18 protein-coding genes are annotated in these 18501 nt (G+C 59.7%); 4 read left to right on the top strand and 14 right to left on the bottom strand.

Going from position 1 to position 18501, the window contains the following annotated elements; translation table 11 throughout:
- Position 1 precedes the first annotated feature (1 nt).
- Both HMPREF3009_RS02310 and tpx read right to left on the bottom strand, forming a co-directional pair.
- Positions 2–646 (bottom strand): MBL fold metallo-hydrolase, encoded by a 645-nt coding sequence (locus HMPREF3009_RS02310; RefSeq protein WP_049154568.1) that lies wholly within the window; start codon positions 644–646, stop codon positions 2–4.
- Positions 646–1143 carry a thiol peroxidase gene (tpx, locus tag HMPREF3009_RS02305; protein ID WP_070679740.1) on the bottom strand — a complete coding sequence of 166 codons (498 nt, stop codon included), beginning with the start codon at positions 1141–1143 and terminating at the stop codon, positions 646–648. Before tpx ends, HMPREF3009_RS02310 begins: the two co-directional genes overlap by 1 nt.
- A 106-nt stretch (positions 1144–1249) precedes the next feature.
- On the opposite strand from tpx, the gene HMPREF3009_RS02300 reads away from it, so the two are divergent.
- The 3 genes from HMPREF3009_RS02300 to HMPREF3009_RS02290 all read left to right on the top strand — a co-directional run bounded on the left by HMPREF3009_RS02300 (position 1250) and on the right by HMPREF3009_RS02290 (position 3100).
- The gene (locus HMPREF3009_RS02300) at positions 1250–2110 is read left to right on the top strand and encodes a peptidylprolyl isomerase (protein WP_070679737.1); all 861 of its coding nucleotides are present in this window, start codon (positions 1250–1252) and stop codon (positions 2108–2110) included.
- A 288-nt stretch (positions 2111–2398) separates the two neighbouring features.
- Positions 2399–2803, top strand: a complete 405-nt coding sequence (locus HMPREF3009_RS02295) for a hypothetical protein (RefSeq protein ID WP_070679734.1) — start codon at positions 2399–2401, stop codon at positions 2801–2803.
- A 45-nt stretch (positions 2804–2848) separates the two neighbouring features.
- Entirely contained in the window at positions 2849–3100 is a 252-nt protein-coding gene (locus tag HMPREF3009_RS02290; protein ID WP_046648585.1) for a hypothetical protein, read from the top strand.
- Between the two features lie 302 nt (positions 3101–3402).
- Here HMPREF3009_RS02290 and HMPREF3009_RS02285 read toward each other — a convergent pair whose 3' ends face one another.
- The 11 genes from HMPREF3009_RS02285 to ruvC all read right to left on the bottom strand — a co-directional run bounded on the left by HMPREF3009_RS02285 (position 3403) and on the right by ruvC (position 16842).
- The gene (locus HMPREF3009_RS02285) at positions 3403–3960 is read right to left on the bottom strand and encodes a DUF421 domain-containing protein (protein ID WP_180963910.1); all 558 of its coding nucleotides are present in this window, start codon (positions 3958–3960) and stop codon (positions 3403–3405) included.
- A gap of 101 nt (positions 3961–4061) precedes the next feature.
- Positions 4062–6197 carry a bifunctional metallophosphatase/5'-nucleotidase gene (locus tag HMPREF3009_RS02280; RefSeq protein WP_070679732.1) on the bottom strand — a complete coding sequence of 712 codons (2136 nt, stop codon included), beginning with the start codon at positions 6195–6197 and terminating at the stop codon, positions 4062–4064.
- Positions 6198–6391: 194 nt separating this feature from the next.
- The gene (locus HMPREF3009_RS02275; RefSeq protein WP_049154885.1) at positions 6392–8689 is read right to left on the bottom strand and encodes a RelA/SpoT family protein; all 2298 of its coding nucleotides are present in this window, start codon (positions 8687–8689) and stop codon (positions 6392–6394) included.
- A 34-nt stretch (positions 8690–8723) separates the two neighbouring features.
- A complete protein-coding gene (locus HMPREF3009_RS02270) occupies positions 8724–9278 on the bottom strand; it encodes an adenine phosphoribosyltransferase (protein WP_046648146.1) in 555 nt (184 codons plus the stop codon).
- Entirely contained in the window at positions 9275–10885 is a 1611-nt protein-coding gene (locus tag HMPREF3009_RS02265) for an ABC transporter substrate-binding protein (protein WP_083312700.1), read from the bottom strand. The genes HMPREF3009_RS02270 and HMPREF3009_RS02265 overlap by 4 nt, the downstream gene beginning before the upstream one ends.
- 3 nt (positions 10886–10888) lie before the next feature.
- Positions 10889–12052, bottom strand: coding sequence for a protein translocase subunit SecF (gene secF, locus HMPREF3009_RS02260; protein ID WP_070679730.1), 1164 nt, complete (start codon positions 12050–12052; stop codon positions 10889–10891).
- Between the two features lie 2 nt (positions 12053–12054).
- Positions 12055–13851, bottom strand: coding sequence for a protein translocase subunit SecD (secD, locus tag HMPREF3009_RS02255; RefSeq protein WP_198531101.1), 1797 nt, complete (start codon positions 13849–13851; stop codon positions 12055–12057).
- A gap of 246 nt (positions 13852–14097) precedes the next feature.
- Positions 14098–14430 (bottom strand): preprotein translocase subunit YajC, encoded by a 333-nt coding sequence (gene yajC, locus HMPREF3009_RS02250; protein WP_070679724.1) that lies wholly within the window; start codon positions 14428–14430, stop codon positions 14098–14100.
- Positions 14431–14481: 51 nt separating this feature from the next.
- The gene (gene ruvB / locus HMPREF3009_RS02245) at positions 14482–15567 is read right to left on the bottom strand and encodes a Holliday junction branch migration DNA helicase RuvB (RefSeq protein WP_046648150.1); all 1086 of its coding nucleotides are present in this window, start codon (positions 15565–15567) and stop codon (positions 14482–14484) included.
- A gap of 15 nt (positions 15568–15582) precedes the next feature.
- The gene (gene ruvA / locus HMPREF3009_RS02240; protein ID WP_046648151.1) at positions 15583–16191 is read right to left on the bottom strand and encodes a Holliday junction branch migration protein RuvA; all 609 of its coding nucleotides are present in this window, start codon (positions 16189–16191) and stop codon (positions 15583–15585) included.
- 39 nt (positions 16192–16230) lie between these two features.
- Positions 16231–16842: a crossover junction endodeoxyribonuclease RuvC gene (gene ruvC, locus HMPREF3009_RS02235; RefSeq protein WP_046648152.1), complete on the bottom strand. Its 612-nt coding sequence runs from the start codon at positions 16840–16842 to the stop codon at positions 16231–16233.
- Positions 16843–16982: 140 nt separating this feature from the next.
- Between ruvC and HMPREF3009_RS02230 the strand changes: the two genes are divergently transcribed.
- Positions 16983–17678, top strand: coding sequence for a nitroreductase (locus HMPREF3009_RS02230; RefSeq protein ID WP_083306724.1), 696 nt, complete (start codon positions 16983–16985; stop codon positions 17676–17678).
- Positions 17679–17683: 5 nt separating this feature from the next.
- Here HMPREF3009_RS02230 and HMPREF3009_RS02225 read toward each other — a convergent pair whose 3' ends face one another.
- On the bottom strand, positions 17684–18439 hold the full coding sequence (locus tag HMPREF3009_RS02225) for a YebC/PmpR family DNA-binding transcriptional regulator (RefSeq protein ID WP_070516926.1): 756 nt from the start codon (positions 18437–18439) through the stop codon (positions 17684–17686).
- Positions 18440–18501: the final 62 nt, after the last annotated feature.

Here is an 18501-nt window from a genome sequence, read left to right as displayed (position 1 = left end):
TTTAGAGTACATCCCCCGCTGCGCGTAGAAACGGATTAGTCGCGCGTTCACGACGCATAGTCGTGGTCGGGCCATGGCCCGGCAAGATAGCAAGGGAGTCATCGAGGCCCCACACCGGGCCGCGCAAGGAACGCTGCATCGCGGCGTGGTCGGAGTGCGGCAAGTCGGTGCGCCCGATGGAACCCTTAAACAGCACGTCGCCCGTCAGGGCAACCTCCTCAGCCACGAGAATGACGCATCCGGGCGAGTGACCTGGTGCATGGAGCAGCTTGAACTCAAGGCCAACCAGATTCAACGTTTCTCCGCCGATCAAGTCGCGACGGTCCGCCACCTGCTTCATGGAGGCGGCAGCAAAGAGCATCTGCGATTCGGGGGACACACCGGAGCCATCCACAAGCATAAACGCGTCATCTGGGTGGATGTAGACCGGTAGGTCAAACTCGGCGGCATCGCGCGTGTGGTCAATGTGGCCGTGGGTGAGCACGACGGCCTCAAACTCCAAGGACTTCTCACGCGCGAGCTGCTCAAGCTTCTCGCGCGTGTGCATCCCTGGGTCCACGATGAACGCCCGGGATCCGTTAGCCACCACATAAGTGTTGGTTTTATAGGGCCCAGCGGCGAAACCGTAGATTTCGGGAGCACTCATTACTTGAGAGATGCCAAAGCTGCGTCGTAGTCCGGCTCAGTCGTGACCTCCGGAACCAGCTCGGTGTAGGTCACCTTGTGGTCCTCGTCCGTGACGATGACCGCGCGGGCGAACAGGCCCTTGAGTGGGGAGCCCTCTAGCACGAGGCCCAGCTTATCCGCGAAGTCAGAGCGGAAGTCAGAGGCGCTGACGACATTCTCAATGCCCTCGGCCGCACAGAAACGCTCCTGCGCGAACGGCAGGTCGCGGGAGACAGAAAGAACAACAGTGTTCTCCAGTCCAGCCGCCTCCTCGTTGAACTTGCGCAGCTGCGCCGCGCACACACCAGTGTCGACGGATGGGAAGCATGAAACGACGAGGCGCTTGCCGGCGAAGTCTGCCTTGGTCAGCTCTGCCAGATCGGTACCGACAAGGGTGAAGTCCGGCAGGGCCTCACCAACCTTGGGCAGCTCGGCGTTGGTTTCGACGGGTTCATTCTGAAAATTCGTTGTAGCCATGGCACCCAAGCGTACTGACGCGCGGGGCGCCGCGCCATGATGTAGGACGGTGCGGTTAGGATAGGTGAGTCGAAAGTTCTGAACCACCACAGTGGAGGAAACATAGGTGTCTACTAACAGCCAGCGCTTGGATGATGCGCTCAACCAGCTCGATCGCGAGCTGAAGTCCCGCGACCGTAAACAGAAGAGCCGCCCACTTGGCGTTGTTGTGATGGCAGCCGTCGTCATTATTGCCCTCGTCGGCGGAATCTGGTTCTTGGCTACCCGCTCGTCGGAGGAAGAGGAGATTCAGGCCGAGGAGAGCTCGGCCGCGGAGACCACAACCGAAGCCCCCACCGCCGAGCCTTTGACCGGCAAGCGTGCCACACCGCTGGGTGACACCGTAACGTGTGAATACCCAGAAGCAGGTGACGCCTCCCGTGAGGTGCCTACGCCTAACGGCAAGGACATTCCAGCCAAGGGTGAGGTGACCGTCAACTTCGCCACCAAGCAGGGCGACATCGAGATGACCCTCGACCGCTCCCTGGCTCCGTGTACCGTCAACGCAATCACGGACATGATTTCGGCGAAGTACTATGACGACACCGTGTGCCACCGCATGACCGATGGCACCATCTTCGTTCTGCAGTGTGGCGACCCGACCGGCCAGGGCGCCGGTGGACCGGGCTTCCAGTTTGCCAACGAGTACCCCACCGATGAGTCTGACGATGCCGCCAAGGCACAGCCTGCCCTGTACCCGAAGGGCTCCATCGCGATGGCCAACGCCGGCGAAGATACCAACGGTTCGCAGTTCTTCATTAACTACAAGGACTCGACGCTTCCTCCCTCCTACACCTACTTTGGTGATTTGACGGAGAAGGGTCAGAAGACCATCGACGCTATCGCTGCTAAGGGCGTCAAGGATGGACAGTCTGACGGAGAGCCCGCCGAAGAGGTGCGCATCACCAAGGCAACCATCGAGGGATAAGTTTTACCCCCTTTACGGTGATTAGCCCCACTCGCGTTCAGCGAGCGGGGCCATTTCTTTATCACTCCGCCCCACCCCATCCAGTACTAAGAATTTCTTAGCCTTGAGCAGTTCATTTGGCAAACCACTCACCCACCACGGGCACCTCTGTTTAATATCCCCAGCTCACATACGGCGGCCAGCAGATACACAGACTCACCAACTAATTGCCAAATCTCTTGCAAATCGCACAATGTCTCAGTAGCATCTGTGAGGTCTTTGAAATTCCCGAGATCTTAAGGAACGAGAATGAAGTTCTTCTCCCGTAAGGCCCTTGTTGCTGCCGCTACCGCTGCAACCGTTTCCCTGTCCGGCGTGTCCGTTGCTTCCGCTGAGGACACCGCTGAGGACACCACAGTCGTAACCAACGAGTCCGCAGACTCCGAGACCACCACGGACAACGACAAGGAGACCGACAACTCCGAGTCCACCACGGACAACAACAAGGAGACCGACAACTCCGAGTCCGAGAACGACAAGGAGAAGGAAGAGGAGTCCTCTTCTTCCTCCTCCAACGACTCTGAGGGTTCCTCCATCACCGACATGAAGCCGTCTGAGATCCGCGACTGGATCGCAGTCTTCACCGCCATCATCGGCGCTCTGGGCACCGTCTTCGCCTTCTACCAGAAGAACTTCGCTCCTAACGCGAAGTAATTCGGTTTCTCTTTCCACCCTCTCCAAAGATTAGGACACTCCACCATGAAGTTCTTCTCCCGTAAGTCCCTCGTTGCCGTCGCTACCGCTGCAACCATCACCTTCTCCGGCACCGCTGTTGCTTCCGCTGCTCCGGTCGAGAACGATAGCTCCTCCGCTGCTTTCTTCGCTCTCTCCTCCGACGATGAGGGCAACGTCAGCCCGAAGGAGATCCGCGAGTGGATCAAGGTTATCACCTCCATCATCGGCGCCATGGATGACGCATTGCGTCTCGGCGACAAGCTCGCTGGCAACTAAGCCGCAAGCACGTAAGTCTCCTCCCGCGTTCAACGCGCCGGAGGAGATTTTTCGTTTTGCGGGCTGGCCATCCCCCGTTTGACCGTTACTGCCCTAGACACTGCTGCCCTGGACGTGCTGCCTTAGTTGCCAAAGTTTTCCCTCCCGCCCCGGGGATCGGGCTATGTTTTCGTCACGTAGGGCAGTCTGGTCCCCACCCCATGAGGCTCGCGCTCTCGTGTGGAATGGAGAAAGGTGTCTCGGCACGTCCTTCAGGACTCCAACCCTCACAGTGGTTAGCAGGTCTAACAGCTGGCGAGAATCTATTCGCTATCCTTTTGCGAGTCTTCTTCGACTTCTTCGATGCGCTCGGCGCCGAGGATATCCTTAAACACTGAAGCGTCGACAAGCTGGCCACGGCGGATGACCGAAATCTGACCAGTCGGTTCCAGAATCATAAGCTGGACGTCGCTACGCCGTCCGAGCCCCGCCTTGCGCACAGCGGAATTGATATCCCTCTCGGTGATGTGCGCAAAATGCATGTTGTCCTCTTGCAGTTCCCCCTTGTACACCAAAAGGACCGGTTTTCGGTCAATGAACCTCGACCACCTCACCAGCTGTCTGAAGGTGCCGAAAGCGGCCTCCAACAACATGAGCGTAAACAATCCGATGATGCCGGCGGCAAGCGTGGGCGGGTTGCCTACGATGACGCGTCCCGAAACCGCACCAAACATAATGATGATGACAGCATCTGAGGCCGTGATAGACGTCAGCACCCGACTACCGAAAAGCTTGACCAAGAGCATGAAAGCCAAGTAGATGCCCAGCGTTGCGAACATCACCACCGGGATGCGGTGAGGCTCGATGCCGAGCTGATACATTGCCTCGCGTCCAAATAGCCTCAGTGTATCCACAGCTTCCCACCATACCTTCCGCATGCGAAAAGCCCGCACCTCAGTGCGGGCTTTAGGAACGAGACTGACTAGATGTTGAACTGCTTGCGCAGCTGCTCAATCATCTGCTGTACCGGAGCCGGTAGCGCGCCTGCCGGCAGGTTAATAGCGCCAATCACAGCGGCAATGGCAGCAGCAATGGCCACGGTGATCCCCACGCCCAGGCCGACGGAGGACGCTACATCCTTGTTGGAGCCGTTATCCTTCGGATCCTTCGGGTTCTCTGGGTCCTTCGGGTCCTCGTCGTTACCCGCGCCCTCAAGGGTGATAGGCAGGACAGCCTTAGTACCAGCATCCGTGGTGATGGACAGCTTCTGCTCGCCCTCTAGGCCCTCCGGGATGGTGAGCTTGACGGTTGCGCGGCCACGCTCGCCAAACTGCTCATCACCCGGCTGTGCTGCGTTATCAATGTCTTCCTCAGCCTTAGCGTCACCCAGTGCAACGGTGACCTTCTTAGCCTGCGGCTCCTCAGCGTTGGAGTAGTTCAGGGAAGACAGGTCAATGGTAATCTCGCTGCCCGGCTTCAGGTCCCCCTCAATGTGAGCACCGATCTGACCCTGGCCGGTGCGGACCTTGGACTCTCCGGACGCAATGTAGTCAATCATCGCCTGGGTGTCCATGTGGCCAACGTCATTGCGGTTCTTGATGGAACCGGGCTCGAAGAAGCCATCGCCGCCTGCTTCCGTATCGCTGGATGCGAGGAAGGAGGACAGAGCAATGCTGTAATTCTTGTTCGGGTCAATCGGTTCACCGTTAATGGTGACGGACTTAACGCGCTTGCCTTGCTCAGCCTTCTGGTCGTAGACAACGGTGACGTTGTTGGACAGGCCTAGAGCCAGACGTGGGCGGGACTGGCCAGGCTTCCACTGGTTTTCCAGTGCGGTGATGAAGTCAGCTCCGCTGACCTCAGCGGTAATCACGGAGTTTCCGAAAGGCTGAACAGCAAAGATGTCCTGGTATGTAACGTCACCTTCCTTGAGGTCGGCGCGCACACCGCCCGCGTTCATGACGCCAATTTCGATGTCCTTGCCCGCCGGCTTGGCTAGAGCGTAGCGCTGACCTTCCGCAATGAAGTTGTTAAGGGTGGACTCCACACCGCGGTTGGAACCGGTGTCCTTGCCCTCATCAGAACCGCGGTACATGGCCTTCTCAGTGGTACCAGCAGTCTTAGCACCCTCAATCTCCGCTACCTTCTTTGCTTCCTCGACGACCTTAGCTACCTCGGGGTCGTCTTCGAGGCCCTGCAGCTGGGAGAAGACCTCTGCGTCGGCCACATCGTACTGCTTGAGATCAATCTTGGTGATCTTCTTCTCGGCCTTGTCGTAGGTGATGTCGGCGTCGTTAAGCACCTTGCCGTACTCGTAGCCCTGTGCCCAGTACAGCGGCAATGCGCCGTCACGGGCAATTTCGCCCTGGGTCTTGACGTGAGTATCACCGCCGAAGAGGATGTCCACGTCCTTGCTGAAGCCCTCAGCGAACTGCTGGGCGTCCTCGTGCATGAGCGCCACAACCACCTCTGCCTCGCCGGACTCTTTCAGACGGGCGGCTTCCTTATTGGTGGCCTCGACCGGGTCGGAGAATTCGACGCCCGGGATGGACGCAGCGGACACCTTGTACTTGGTGTTCTCGGTGACGGTACCAACGAAGCCCACCTTCACACCGTCTACCTCCTTGACGAAGGAAGCATCGAGCAGGGGCTTGCCATCTTTGGTGACGTTGGCGCCCAGGATCGGGAAGTTGGACTGGTCCTTGATACGGCCCATCAGGTCATCGGTGCCCTTGTCGAACTCGTGGTTGCCCACGGCCGTGACATCGAGATTCATAGCATTGAGGGCCTCGTTGGTGTACTTGTCCCCAGAAATCGCAGACACGAAAGCGGAACCGCCAACGTTATCACCGGAGGAGGTCAAGGCGTACTCCTGGTCCTTGTTGACGGCCTTAATGAGCGCAGCCATGCGAGCAGCACCCATCTCGGAGTAACCAACCAGTTCCTCGGTTTCTTTATCAAAGTTTTCGGCCAGCTCAAGGTGGCCGTGGAAATCGGTGAAGTTGGTGACGGAGAAGGTCACCTGGTCGGCCTCAGCGGCGAAGGCAGGTGCGCCGGAGACGGCAACGGCGGTGACTGTGGTGGCGGCCAACAGCTGGCCAAAGCGGCGGAAATTCACGTGGTACTCCTGAAGATGAGAGGAATCTTGTCCACGCGTTTATAACGCATCCATCACGGTGGCGCAGGGCTCGCTAACGCTGCCACCTGCAGGTTCACCTAGTGTCTTCCCCGTTTTCATCCCTGCGCAACCCAGTGTTCAACCACACACCCCCCGGTTGAGGGGTGGTGGTTTAGCCGTGGGCCTCAGTTCGCCTAGGCGGTGACGCGGTAAACGTCGAAGACTCCCTCGGTGTTGCGCAGCGTCGTCATGAGCTGCCCCAGCTGCTTGGTATCGGACACCGAGAAGGTAAAGCGAACGGTCGCGATGTGGTCATCGCCGCGGTTGGACGTCATCGATAGCACGTTGAGGCTCTGCTCGCTGAAGATACGAGTCAGCTCAAAGAGCAGGCCCTGGCGGTCGATGGCCTCAAGTTGCAGCGTTGCGGAGAAAGCACCAGAAGACTTCGGCCCACCGGCCCACTCCACCTGCATCATGCGCTCCGGCTCGGACTTCAGCTTTTCAGCGTTGGTGCAGTCAGCACGGTGCACAGACACCCCACCGCCGCGGGTAACGAAGCCAAAGATGGCGTCTCCTGGCACGGGCTGGCAGCACTTCGCCAACTTGGCCATGACGTCTGGGCTTCCCTCCACCAGAATGCCGGTGCCGGATGCGGAATCCTTCGTATGCTGCGCGCGGGAGTTCTCCAGCTCACTCAGCGGGGTGCGCGAAGCCAAGGCATCGACAGCGTCATCTTGATCCCCAAAGAGAGCCATGAGCTGATTAGCAACGTGCTGCGCCGATACGTGGCCCGCGCCGATAGCGGTGTACAACGCATCCACGTCGGGATAGTGCAGCTGCTCGGCCACCTGCTTCATCGAGCTGGCGGTGAACAAGCGGTGCATGGGCAAACCACCGCGCTGAACCTCAGCGGCCAGGGCATCGCGCCCGGCTTCAAGATGCTCCTCACGGCGCTCTTTGGCAAACCACTGCCGCACCTTCGTCTTCGCCCGGGGCGACACCAAGAACTCCTGCCAATCCCGCGACGGTCCTGCGTTCGGATCCTTCGAAGTGAAAATTTCCACCTTGTCGCCGGACTTGAGCTCAGACTCCAAAGCCACGAGTTTGCCATTGACCTTGGCGCCGATACACCTGTGCCCCACCTCGGTGTGCACAGCGTAGGCAAAGTCAACGGGGGTGGAACCGGCAGGCAGGTTAACCACGTCGCCCTTCGGCGTAAACGCAAAGATCTGCTTAGCGGTCAGGTCATAGCGCAAGGAGTCGAGGAACTCGTTGGGATCTGCTGCTTCCTTTTGCCAATCCAGCAGCTGGCGCATCCACGCCATCTGGTCGACTTCTTCCTGGTGGCCGGAATTCTTGCCTTTGGTTTCCTTGTAGCGCCAATGCGCCGCCACGCCGAACTCAGCGTTGTAGTGCATCTCGTGCGTGCGCACCTGCACTTCAAGAGTGGAGCCACCGGCCGCAATCACGGTGGTATGCAGCGATTGGTACACGCCGAAGCGTGGTGAGGAGATGTAGTCCTTGAAGCGCCCCGGAAGAGCCTGGTACAGCGAGTGCACTACACCGATCGCCGCGTAGCAAGAATTAATGTCATCGACAAGGATGCGAATACCGACGAGATCAAAAATCTCAGCGAAGTCACGTCCGCGCACAATCATCTTCTGGTAAATCGACCAGTAGTGCTTCGGGCGGCCCATCACCTCGGCCTCGATGCCGTTGGCCTTCAGCGCCTGGCTAACCTGAGCCTTGATCTCTTTGAGCGCTCGATCGCGCGAGGGCGCACGGTCGGCCACCATGCGTACGATTTCGTCATACTTCTTCGGGTACAGGATGGCGAAGGCCAAATCCTCAAGTTCCCATTTGACGCTGGCCATTCCGAGGCGGTGAGCCAGCGGCGCGATGACGTCGAGAGTCTGGCGTGCCTTCTTCGCCTGCTTTTCCGGCGGGAGGAAGCGCATCGTGCGCATGTTGTGGAGACGGTCGCACACCTTGATAACCAACACGCGCGGATCAGTAGCCATTGCCACAATCATCTTGCGGATCGTTTCCGCTTCCGCAGCGGCGCCGAGTGCAACCTTGTCGAGCTTCGTAACACCATCGACGAGTCGGGCCACCTCAGGACCAAAATCACGAGTCAGATCCTCGAGCGAGTAGTCGGTATCCTCCACCGTGTCATGCAGCAACGCTGCTGCGACGGTCGTGGTGTCCATACCTATCTCCGCGGCGATGGTGGCTACCGCCAGCGGGTGCGTGATGTATGGCTCACCGGACTTGCGGAAAACGCCTTCGTGCAGACGCTGTGCCGTGGTGTAGGCGTTGTTGAGTAGTTCCGCGTCGGCCTTCGGATGAAACTCCCGGTGAATGGACATCAGAGGGTCGAGCGCCGGATTGATCTTTACTCTGCCGCCCGTGAGCGAACGAGCCAGGCGGGCGGACATGCCGCGGACGCCGCCTGGCCGCCATGCAGTCTTGTCCTGCTTTTCAGTCGTCATGTCTGCCTCCGCGAAGTAGCTTAGGCATACAACCTTAGTCCTTTGTCCCCATCTGGTTGAGCACAATCAGCGGAGAACCTTCCAGGCGCTCGCGGCCCTCCAGTCCCTGAACCTCGAGAACCACGACATTGCCCACGACCTCTGCTCCTGCGGACTCCAGGAGCAAGGTGGCGCCGTGGAGAGTGCCGCCGGTGGCGAGGACGTCGTCGACAAGCACAATGCGCTTGCCCTTGATGTCGATGCCGCTGTTGGGGATTTCCAGCGCGGCGGTACCGTACTCCAGCTCGTACTCTTGGGTCAGCACCGGTGGCGGCAGCTTGCCTTTCTTGCGAATGGCCAAAATACCTACCCCCAACTTGTACGCTACGGCTGAACCCAGCAGGAATCCGCGCGCATCGAGGCCGCCGATCATGTCAGCACCGAGCTCCTTGCAGGCCTCAGCCAAGCCATCGACAACGGCGGCGAAAGATTCAGCATCGGCCAACACCGGAGTCAGGTCCTCGAAAAGGATTCCTTCCTCCGGGAAATCCGGGACAAGGCGAACCTTGTCCTTCAGGGCTTGTGCTGCTGCGACGTAAATCTCGCTCACGACTCTTCCTTTGTTTCGGTTGCTTCATTTCGGGTATAGCCCCAGCGGTCGAGATTCCACCCGATACCCGCAGGGCCAGTGTAGGGCACCACGCCAGTCACAGCGCGATCAACGATGAAGGTTCGGGGCTGCGCGGCGATGGGAATAGACGGCAGCTCCTCCCAAAGCTCTTGTTCCAGTGTGCGCAAAGCCGCAGCGTTCTTCACGCTGGCGGTGGGCGCGGAATACTCCCGCATCGGGTCGACGGCTCCAAGGTAGACGTCGATCTCCGGCAACCCCGTCGAGGGGTCGGCGTCCAATTGGGCACGGGATACACGCTCCCCGGAGCGATCCTCCACAGTGATCCCGGCTGGCTCGCAGGCTGCGCGTAGCTCCTCCACCATCGCTTTATAGCGCGGGTTAGGTGCCAAGTATCCGACGCCGACCGTATAGCCGGCGAGGCCGGAAGCAGTGGCGGTGTCTACAGGGACTGTGGTGAGCGACGCCATTTGTGATGCCACCGAATCACTGGTGCTCACTGTACGCACGGAGACAGCGGGTACCTCCACGCCGGATTCCTTTGCGGAAACATCTGCCATGCGTTGTGCATCGACACAGGCAGCGAAAGCGGCGCGTGCCCACGGCTGCGCAAAGGTGCCGGCTTCGGAGAAGACCAGAGTATCGGTCATGCTTCCCGCAACGGAGTTAACGTCGACCGGTTTTCCTTCTGCGTCCCGATTCAGCCACGACGGTGCCGCGGTAGGTGACTCGGCCACGCGCAGCTCGTCCGAGGTCACAAATGCAGCCGCATCCGCCGTGTTCGGCAGCATGACGATCTCCTTCAGCGACGGTTTGTCGCCGTAGTAGTTGTCGTTGGCGGTGAGTACGATGGCGCCGTCGTCCTCGACGCGATCAATGCTGTAAGGACCAAAGGAAATCTGTAGCTCGGGATCGAAACGGCCTGGTTCGGTAGAAAACCCCTCGCGCCACGCCTCCGCCACAGGCTGCAAGGTCGTCACGTCGTAGGCGTGAAGCGCCGCGTTGAGCTCCTCCATGCTAAGCCCTGCTCGCTTAGCTAACGCGTGGGCGGGCACCACCGTGCCCGTCCCAAACAGGTAGCGCCAGCGCGAACCAGCATCTGGGTTAAACCAGACGGTGAACTTCTTGCTATGCGGTGCACACTCCATCTCGGCTATGTCTTCCGCCAGCGGGAGGTGAGAGCCAAAGGTTTCGCTCAACTGCCCGGCGGTATATGCCAAAAGGTAGTCATCGCACGTCACCGGTTCGCCGTCGGCAAAGCGTGCCTGTTCCGTGAGCGTGAAGTCCACACGAGCGCCAACGCCCTCGCTCTCGGCCGGAACGTACTCAGCATCTGCCAGATCCGAGTTCGGAACCATTTGCCCAGCTGGGCCTGGCACGTACAACGCAGGGAACACGCGGCTGGCAAGCTGTGCGGCGCCCGCAGCTTCGCCCCAGGCAGAAGCCGCATTGCTGGTAGCGATTCGGGCGTCGCTTAGTACTGCAAAGCGCGGCGGCGGGACATCCTTGCCTGCCTTGTCCTCCTTCGCTCCGCACGCGGAAACGGTAAGAGCAACAGCGAGCAGTGCCGCGATTGATGAGGCGCGCACGATTTAGCGCCCAGGGCGCCAGGACGCGCCACCGGACTCTTCGCCGCGCGGCTTCGTTGCTTGCTCGGAGGCCGTGGATGGGGAAACTGCTGCCGGGGATACCACAGTGCGCGCGGGCTTCGGAGAATCATCGTCGGCGTCGTCTGCGTCCCCGCCTTCCGCCCGATAAGCGGCGACCTCAGCGTTATGCTTCTTGACGCTCTTGCGCTGGTTCGACAATGTCACCAGCAGCGTCGTTGCGAGGAAGATGGAAGAAAAGACGCCCTCGATAACGCCGATGAACTGGACTAAGGCCAGATCGCGCAGGGTACCGATACCCATCAGCCACACAGCGACGATGAACAAGGCGATAATCGGCAGCGCGGAAATGACCGAGGTAGAGATAGAACGCATCACGGTCTGGTTGATGGCTAGGTTGGTGAGATCGGCATAGGTCTTCTTGCGCTGGCCCTCCAGCCCAGTCGTGTTTTCGTCGACCTTGTCAAAGACAATGACGGAGTCGTAGAGGGAGAAAGTAAGCACGGTCAGCAGGCCGATAATGACCGCCGGTGAAACCTCAATTCCGAAGAGGGCGTAGATACCCGAAATGAAAACACCGTCAAAGATAAGGGCGAGGATGGCGGCAAAAGCCATATCACGCTGCAGGCGAACCGCCACGTAGATAGTGGCGAGCACCAGGAAGACCGCCATGGCGATGACCATTCGCTTGGTAATCGACGCACCCCACGATTCCGAGACCGTCGAAGAACCGATCGCGTCCGGGCTGGGCTTGCCGTTTTCATCCTTGACTTGGAACTCTTCAAAGATGGCCTGGCGTGCCTGATTCACCTGATCCTGGGACAGGCGCTCGGAGGTGATTTCCAATGTCTCCGAGGAACCGGCGCCCACAATCTGCACCAGCTCCGGTGTGACACCGGTGGCATCCGTAAAGGTTTCCTCCACCTGCTCGGTGGTGAGGTCCCCTGCCGGCATGTTGAGCTTGGTACCGCCCTCAAAGTCGAGGGACAAGTTAAAGCCGCGAAGCGCAATGGCCAAAATGGACGCGATGAGCAGCACGCCGGCGATGGTGTACCAGGTTTTAGCCCTGCCCACGAAGTCGAATCCGCTTCCGTCCACGTAGAGACGGTCGAAGCGGGAAATCTTGCGGTTAGTGGTTTCGACAGCCATGTTTACTTCTCCTCATCCGCAGCAGTGGCAACGGGTTTCTTGGCCGGTTTGGCATAAAAGCCGCGTTCGCGACGCTCCTCCACAAGGTTGTAGATGCCACCAAGGCCATTCATCGAAGGTCTAGCGAAGGCCGGGCGGCTGCCGAGGAGCTGCATGAGCGGTGCCATGATCAGGAAGGATACGACGAGGTCGAAGATCGTGGTCAGTCCCATGGTGAAGGCAAATCCCTTGACCGCACCGATGGACAGGAAGTAGACCACGACGGAACCGATCAGGGTAACGGCCTTACCCGTGACGATCGTTGCACGGGAGCGTTGCCAACCTGTGCGGGTGGCGGAGCGGAATGTGCGGCCGCCCAAGAGCTCATCCTTCATACGCTCGTAGTAGACCACGAACGAGTCAGCCGTGGCGCCAATACCGATGACCAAGCCCGCCATGCCGGACAGGTCCAGCGAGTAGCCAATCCAGCGGCCCAGCAGAACCAGAGCACCATAGAGCAGGACACAGGTGGCGATGAGCACCAGCAAGGCCACAGCGGACAGTGCGCGGAAGTAGTACATGGAGTACAGGGAGACCAAGATCAGGCCGACGATACCCGCAATAAGCGCTGCCTCAAGAGCCGCCTTACCCAGTGACGGAGGCACGGTTTCCACCGTTCCGCCCGGCTCGCCGTTAGCGCCCGTAAAGGACAACGGGAGCGCACCGTAGCGCAGGTTGTTGGCCAAGTTCTGGGCTTCTTCCTGCGTGAAATCACCCGTGATGGACGTAGCAGAACCCACCGGAGTCGCGCCCTGGATAACCGGTGCGGAAATAACGGCCGAGTCAAGAGTGATGGCCACCTGCTTCTGCAGGTACTCCTGGGTCAGGGTAGACCACGTCTGAGAGCCGTTGGGGCCGTCGCCAGTCTTGAACGCGAAGCTGATCTCCATCTGGCCGGTTTGGCCGTTGAGACCGCCCTGAATTGGGGATTGGGTATCGATTTCGTTACCGGTCAGGCGGGTACCGTGTGGATCCTCAATCCCGTCCAGCAGCGGAGCCGGCATCAGGATATAGGGCTGCTGATTCGAGTAGTCACACGCCACGAGCGGCTTTGCCGGATCGTCAGTGCCGGCCAGCGGATCGGAATCAGCATCGCACCGCATCAGGCCCAGGGCCGCGGTTTGAACGGTGGGGTCCTCGGACTGGCGGTCCTTGAGGAGAACCTCGTTAACCTGGTCGCGACGTTCGGTTTCCTCCAGAGAGTTTGCCGGTTCCGGAAGCGGCTTTTCGCTCACGGTCGGGGCCGGGGACTTCTTCGCGTCCTTGTTTTCTTCCTTCTTGTCCTCACCCTGGGCAGCATCAGCACTCTGGTTGAGCGCGTCGTGGATAGAGGCCAGTGCGTCATTCGCCTGCTCCGGTGCCACGATGCCATACTTGACCCAGCGGTTCGCCATATCCGTCATGGTCTTTTCAAGCTTGTCCAAGTCCGGCATCGGCTGTTCACCCACTGGGCGGAACAGCAGCTGCGAGGTTTGGCCTACAGCCTGCGCCTGGGAAGCGTCTTCGCCCGGCACCGTAATGACCAGGCTAGAGCCGCTGATAACGACCTCAGAGCCGGAGACGCCCATACCGTTGACACGCTGCTCCAGGATGTTGCGTGCCTGCTGCAGCTGATCCTGGGTGGGGTCTTCGCCCTGCGGAACGAGGGTTACTCGCGTACCGCCCTGCAAATCAATGCCGAGCTTGGGAGTCGGCGATTTATCGCCGGTGAAGAAGATAAGGGCGTAAACCACAATGACGATGAGCGCAAAGAGCGCCATTGCTCGTCTGGGCCACTGCCGTTGACGGCTGCTAACGCCACCACGTTTCGAAGCGGACACAAAGATCTCCTGTGTTGTGAGGAACAGGGCTAAAAATCATGGGTCATGGCAGCCACTGCCACGCACGTGCTGAGTGTCGCGGCGCCACCATGACTAAAGCACAGTCCATCATCGTACGTCATGGACCGGCATAATCCTTAACAGGTTTAAGGTGAGGCACCCGCAGTGTGACGAGTGCAACTTGTTTTAGAGCTTCGGAAAGCGTTCGTCCTCACCCTCCTCCGGCTCAGCCGCTGCTTCGTTCTGGGAAGCAATCGGCTCCGCGGAGCGCACGATGGCCATGGTGTCGAAGGTCATCACCGTGCCGTCCTTGACTCGCAAATCAACCTGTTCACCGCGGGCCTCCACCACGGTTCCGTGCAGGCCACCGGCCGTAATCACGTCTGAGCCTGGTCGCAACGAGGCTTGGAGCTCCTTCATCTGCGCTTGGCGCTTGCGCTGCGCGCGCATGGACATAAAGCTCGGCAAAATGACGAGGACGGCCAGAACAAGGAGAAGAATAAGTTGGGTTCCGTTCATAAAAGGCCAGTGTGCCAGACCTGCCCGTCTCCCGGCCAATTGCCGGGAGGATTAAAAGAGCGTGCCGCCGACAGTTCCTTCGGGCGCCTCAAGCCCTAGGTGTTGCCAGGCCGCTGCCGTGGCAACACGGCCACGCCCGGTGCGGGAGATCATTCCGGCCCGCACAAGGTAGGGTTCGCAGACCTCTTCCACGGTTGACGGTTCCTCACCCACTGCAATGGCCAACGTATTGACTCCCACGGGGCCACCACCGTGTCCTTTAATGAGTGCCTCGAGCACCGCGCGGTCAAGACGGTCCAGCCCACGTTCATCAACGTCGAAGACCCGCAGCGCTGCCTGGGCAGCTGCCACATTAATGTGCCCATCTCCGTTGACCTCGGCATAGTCGCGCACACGACGCAACAGCCGGTTGGCAATACGCGGCGTCCCGCGCGATCGGGAGCCAATCTCCACCGCGGCATCCTGGTCGATATCAACCTCCAAGATTCGCGCTGCTCGGGTAATCACTCGGGTGAGGTCCTCGGTATCGTAATACTCCATCTGCGCGGTGAAACCGAAGCGGTCACGCAACGGACCAGTCAGCATGCCCGCGCGCGTCGTCGCTCCCACCAGAGTAAAAGGTGGGATTTCCAGCGGGATGGAGGTCGCCCCAGGGCCTTTGCCCACGATGACATCGATGCGGAAATCCTCCATTGCCATGTAGAGCATTTCTTCCGCGGGACGGGCGATGCGGTGAATTTCGTCGATGAAGAGCACGTCACCTTCCATGAGATTCGACAGCATCGCGGCCAAGTCTCCGGCCCGCTCCAGTGCGGGGCCGGACGTCATGCGCAGGGAACTTCCCAGTTCTTGAGCGATAATCATCGCCATCGTGGTCTTGCCCAGCCCAGGCGGGCCGGAGAGCAACACGTGATCCGGGGTGACACCACGGTTTTTCGCGCCATTGAGCACGAGCGATAGCTGTTCGCGCACCTTGGGCTGGCCGATGAATTCATCGAGGGATTTCGGGCGCAGTGAGCGCTCAATATCGTGCTCGCCTTGTTGCTCTGTGGCGTCCACATCCTGGTTACGCTGCGGAGGCGAGGTTAAATCCATCCCCTCCGGCAGCTTAAACTCAGTGCGTTCTACATCTGACATGTCGTCCACTCTCCCCTATTTTTTGGCCCCGAGTTGGTTGAGGGCTGCTCGCAGCACCACCGGCGTCGCCGCATCGGGCTGCTCAGCCACTACCGATTCCACCACCGGTCGAGCCATCTTGTCTGTAAAGCCCAACCCAATAAGCGCCTCAACGACATCCTCCACCACGGGGCCGGCAGCCGCAGGGGCGGAGGCCGCAGGATCAGCACCGTCCGTGGGTGCAAACGCCTGCACCTTCTCCTTGAGTTCTAGGATCAAGCGTTGCGCCACGCGCTTTCCTACCCCCGGGATTTTCTGCAGCCGTGCAGCCTCCTCCCCCGCAATTGCTTGGGCCAAATCACCTGCGCTCATCACGGACAACGCGGCTAGAGCCAGTTTGGGCCCCAGCCCAGAGACCGTCTGGAGGACGTGAAACATGTCGCGGTCATCCTGGCTGGTGAACCCGTACAGCGTCATCGAATCTTCTTTCACCACGAGCGTGGTCATGACTCGGGCTTCCTCACCACGCTGGAGCGTGCCCAGTGTGGCTGGGGTGGCCAGCACCTTGTATCCCACGCCGGCGCATTCGAGCACGGCATGATCAAGCTGGATGTCGAGGACAGTTCCGCGCAAAGATGCAATCATTAATCAGGTTCCTTGGTTCGAGTGGATGTACCACATAGCTTAAGAGGTCGTCTTCGCTGCCCGAGAAACGGACGCGGTGCGTGGTGAGGTGCCGCGCACACCGCTCGTTCGTGCCCCAGCCCCCACGCCAGCACTCGGATCACCCCCGCTCATCCATGCCAGGGCCGGCGCACGCCAGCAGTGGCAGACAGCAAGGGCCAAGGCATCCGCAGCGTCCGCTGGCTTAGGCGACTCGCTGAGCCCCAGAATTCGGGTGATCATGGCGGTCATCTGCTTCTTATCAGCGCGCCCGTTGCCCGACACCGCCTTCTTCACCTCCGAAGGGGTGTACATGTGTACTGGGATGTCGCGCTCTGCGGCTGCAAGCACCAAGACCCCGACTGCGTGCGCGGTCTGCATCACGGTTGACACCTGACCGCGTTCGAATACGCGCTCGAGCGCCACGACATCCGGCTTATAGTCATCCATCCATTCCCGGACCGCGACTGACAGCCGCTTAAGGCGCTCTCCCAGATCCTTGTCACTGGGCGTACGGACGACGCCCACGGCGATGGGAATGACCGCGCGCCCACGTCCGGCTTGGACAACAGACAGGCCACAACGCGTCAGACCGGGATCAATACCCATGACACGCAACCCCTCCAAGTTCACGGCTGCCTCCTCGCCCTTTTTATTCTCACCCTATACAACCACTTGTTTATGTAGAAACAGTGTACACACATGTGTTCTAGTGCAGGCAGTCCCCCGAGCCGAATACACTCCCTCAGATTGTGGGGCGTAGAGTGGCGCGCATGTCTCAACATCCTAATGGCTTTTCTGAGTTCATTCGTTCCCGCCATTCCGCGCGCGCGTTCCTTCCGGACCCCATCCCCGCAGAGGTTATAGAACAGGTGCTGATCGACGCCCAATCCGCCCCCTCCAACTCCAATACCCAACCCTGGAATGTGCACCTGGTTGGCGGTACGGCATTGCAGGACTTGAGCGCCGCTCTCATTGCTGAGTTCGATAAGAATGGAATCAACCCGGACTTCACGATTGACTACGGTCAGGGCGTCCACCTGCAGCGCTCGCAGGCCTTAGCAGCCAAGATGTACGGTCTCCTCGGTATTGCGCGCGAGGATAAGGAAGCGCGCACGGAATTTGTCCGTGAGAACCTTCGCTTCTTCGGCGCCCCACACACGGCTTTGCTCTTCATTCCCCCAATGGGCGACCGTATCCGCGCTGCCTTTGATCAAGGTACCTATGCGGAGAATTTCTTGCTCTCGCTTCAGGCGCACGGCTACCGCGGTGTCCCGCAAGGCATGATTTCACTCCTCGCCCCGACCGTCCGTGAATTCCTCGGAGTGGACGAGGAGCACAAGCTTGTCACCGCCCTGACCTTCGGCATTGCAGACGAGTCCAGTCCTGTGTTCAACACAGCCCCGGGCCGTGCCCCGCTGTCAGAGACGGTAACTGCTCATGGCATAGAAGACCTCAAGCTCGACTAGCCGCGTTAGTCCTCGTCCAGCTGGGCGAGGACCTCTTCGCTCAGGTCCATGTTGGTGTAGACGTTCTGGACATCGTCCGAGTCCTCAAGAGCGTCGATGAGGCGGAAGATCTTACGGGCATCATCTGCCTGCAGCGGTACCTCGACTGAGGCGCGGAAATCGGTATCGGTGTCATCGACCTCGATATCGGCAGCAACGAGCGCCTCGCGCACGGCGGGGATATCACCCGGTGCACAGGTAATCTCAAACTTCTCGCCGTTGTCGTTGACCTCCTCAGCGCCAGCCTCCAGCACAGCGAGCAGGATGTCGTCTTCGCTAAGCTCTCCCTTTTCCACCAACACCAAGCCGGTGCGGGCGAACATGTACGCCACGGAGCCGGACTCTCCGAGGTTGCCGCCGTTCTTGGTCATGGCGGTGCGCACGTCCGTCGCCGCGCGGTTGCGGTTATCCGTCAAGCACTCGATGAGCATGGCAACACCGTTCGGGCCATAGCCCTCGTACATCACGGTTTCCCAATCGGCACCGCCGGCTTCTTCGCCGGAGCCGCGCTTGCGGGCGCGCTCAATGTTGTCGTTAGGAACAGAGGCCTTCTTGGCCTTCCTAATCATGTCATCAAGGGTTGGGTTTGCGGCGGGATCACCGCCACCGGTGCGGGCGGCCACCTCGATATTCTTAATCAGCTTGGCAAATTCCTTGCCACGCTTGGCATCGTTCGCCGCCTTCTTGTGCTTCGTTGTTGCCCATTTAGAGTGGCCTGCCATGTCATCCCTTTCGATGTGGCTATATAAAAAGCTTGTAGAAACTGCTGCAATTATACGGCCTT

The organism is Corynebacterium sp. HMSC034H07 (genome assembly GCF_001815175.1).
GTDB classification, from domain to species: Bacteria; Actinomycetota; Actinomycetes; order Mycobacteriales; family Mycobacteriaceae; genus Corynebacterium; species Corynebacterium hiratae.
Note: the sequence above shows the minus strand (reverse complement) of the source record. Positions and strands in the feature narration are given on the sequence as shown.

Coding starts and splice junctions, on each gene's coding strand:
- HMPREF3009_RS02285 (WP_180963910.1), bottom strand. CDS start 3,960: ATGTATCAGCTCGGCATCGAGCCTCACCGCATCCCGGTGGTGATGTTC.
- HMPREF3009_RS02295 (WP_070679734.1), top strand. CDS start 2,399: ATGAAGTTCTTCTCCCGTAAGGCCCTTGTTGCTGCCGCTACCGCTGCA.
- ruvB (WP_046648150.1), bottom strand. CDS start 15,567: ATGTCAGATGTAGAACGCACTGAGTTTAAGCTGCCGGAGGGGATGGAT.
- ruvA (WP_046648151.1), bottom strand. CDS start 16,191: ATGATTGCATCTTTGCGCGGAACTGTCCTCGACATCCAGCTTGATCAT.
- HMPREF3009_RS02310 (WP_049154568.1), bottom strand. CDS start 646: ATGAGTGCTCCCGAAATCTACGGTTTCGCCGCTGGGCCCTATAAAACC.
- tpx (WP_070679740.1), bottom strand. CDS start 1,143: ATGGCTACAACGAATTTTCAGAATGAACCCGTCGAAACCAACGCCGAG.
- HMPREF3009_RS02275 (WP_049154885.1), bottom strand. CDS start 8,689: ATGACGACTGAAAAGCAGGACAAGACTGCATGGCGGCCAGGCGGCGTC.
- yajC (WP_070679724.1), bottom strand. CDS start 14,430: ATGAACGGAACCCAACTTATTCTTCTCCTTGTTCTGGCCGTCCTCGTC.
- HMPREF3009_RS02225 (WP_070516926.1), bottom strand. CDS start 18,439: ATGGCAGGCCACTCTAAATGGGCAACAACGAAGCACAAGAAGGCGGCG.
- HMPREF3009_RS02290 (WP_046648585.1), top strand. CDS start 2,849: ATGAAGTTCTTCTCCCGTAAGTCCCTCGTTGCCGTCGCTACCGCTGCA.
- secF (WP_070679730.1), bottom strand. CDS start 12,052: ATGGCTGTCGAAACCACTAACCGCAAGATTTCCCGCTTCGACCGTCTC.
- HMPREF3009_RS02230 (WP_083306724.1), top strand. CDS start 16,983: ATGTCTCAACATCCTAATGGCTTTTCTGAGTTCATTCGTTCCCGCCAT.
- secD (WP_198531101.1), bottom strand. CDS start 13,851: ATGGCGCTCTTTGCGCTCATCGTCATTGTGGTTTACGCCCTTATCTTC.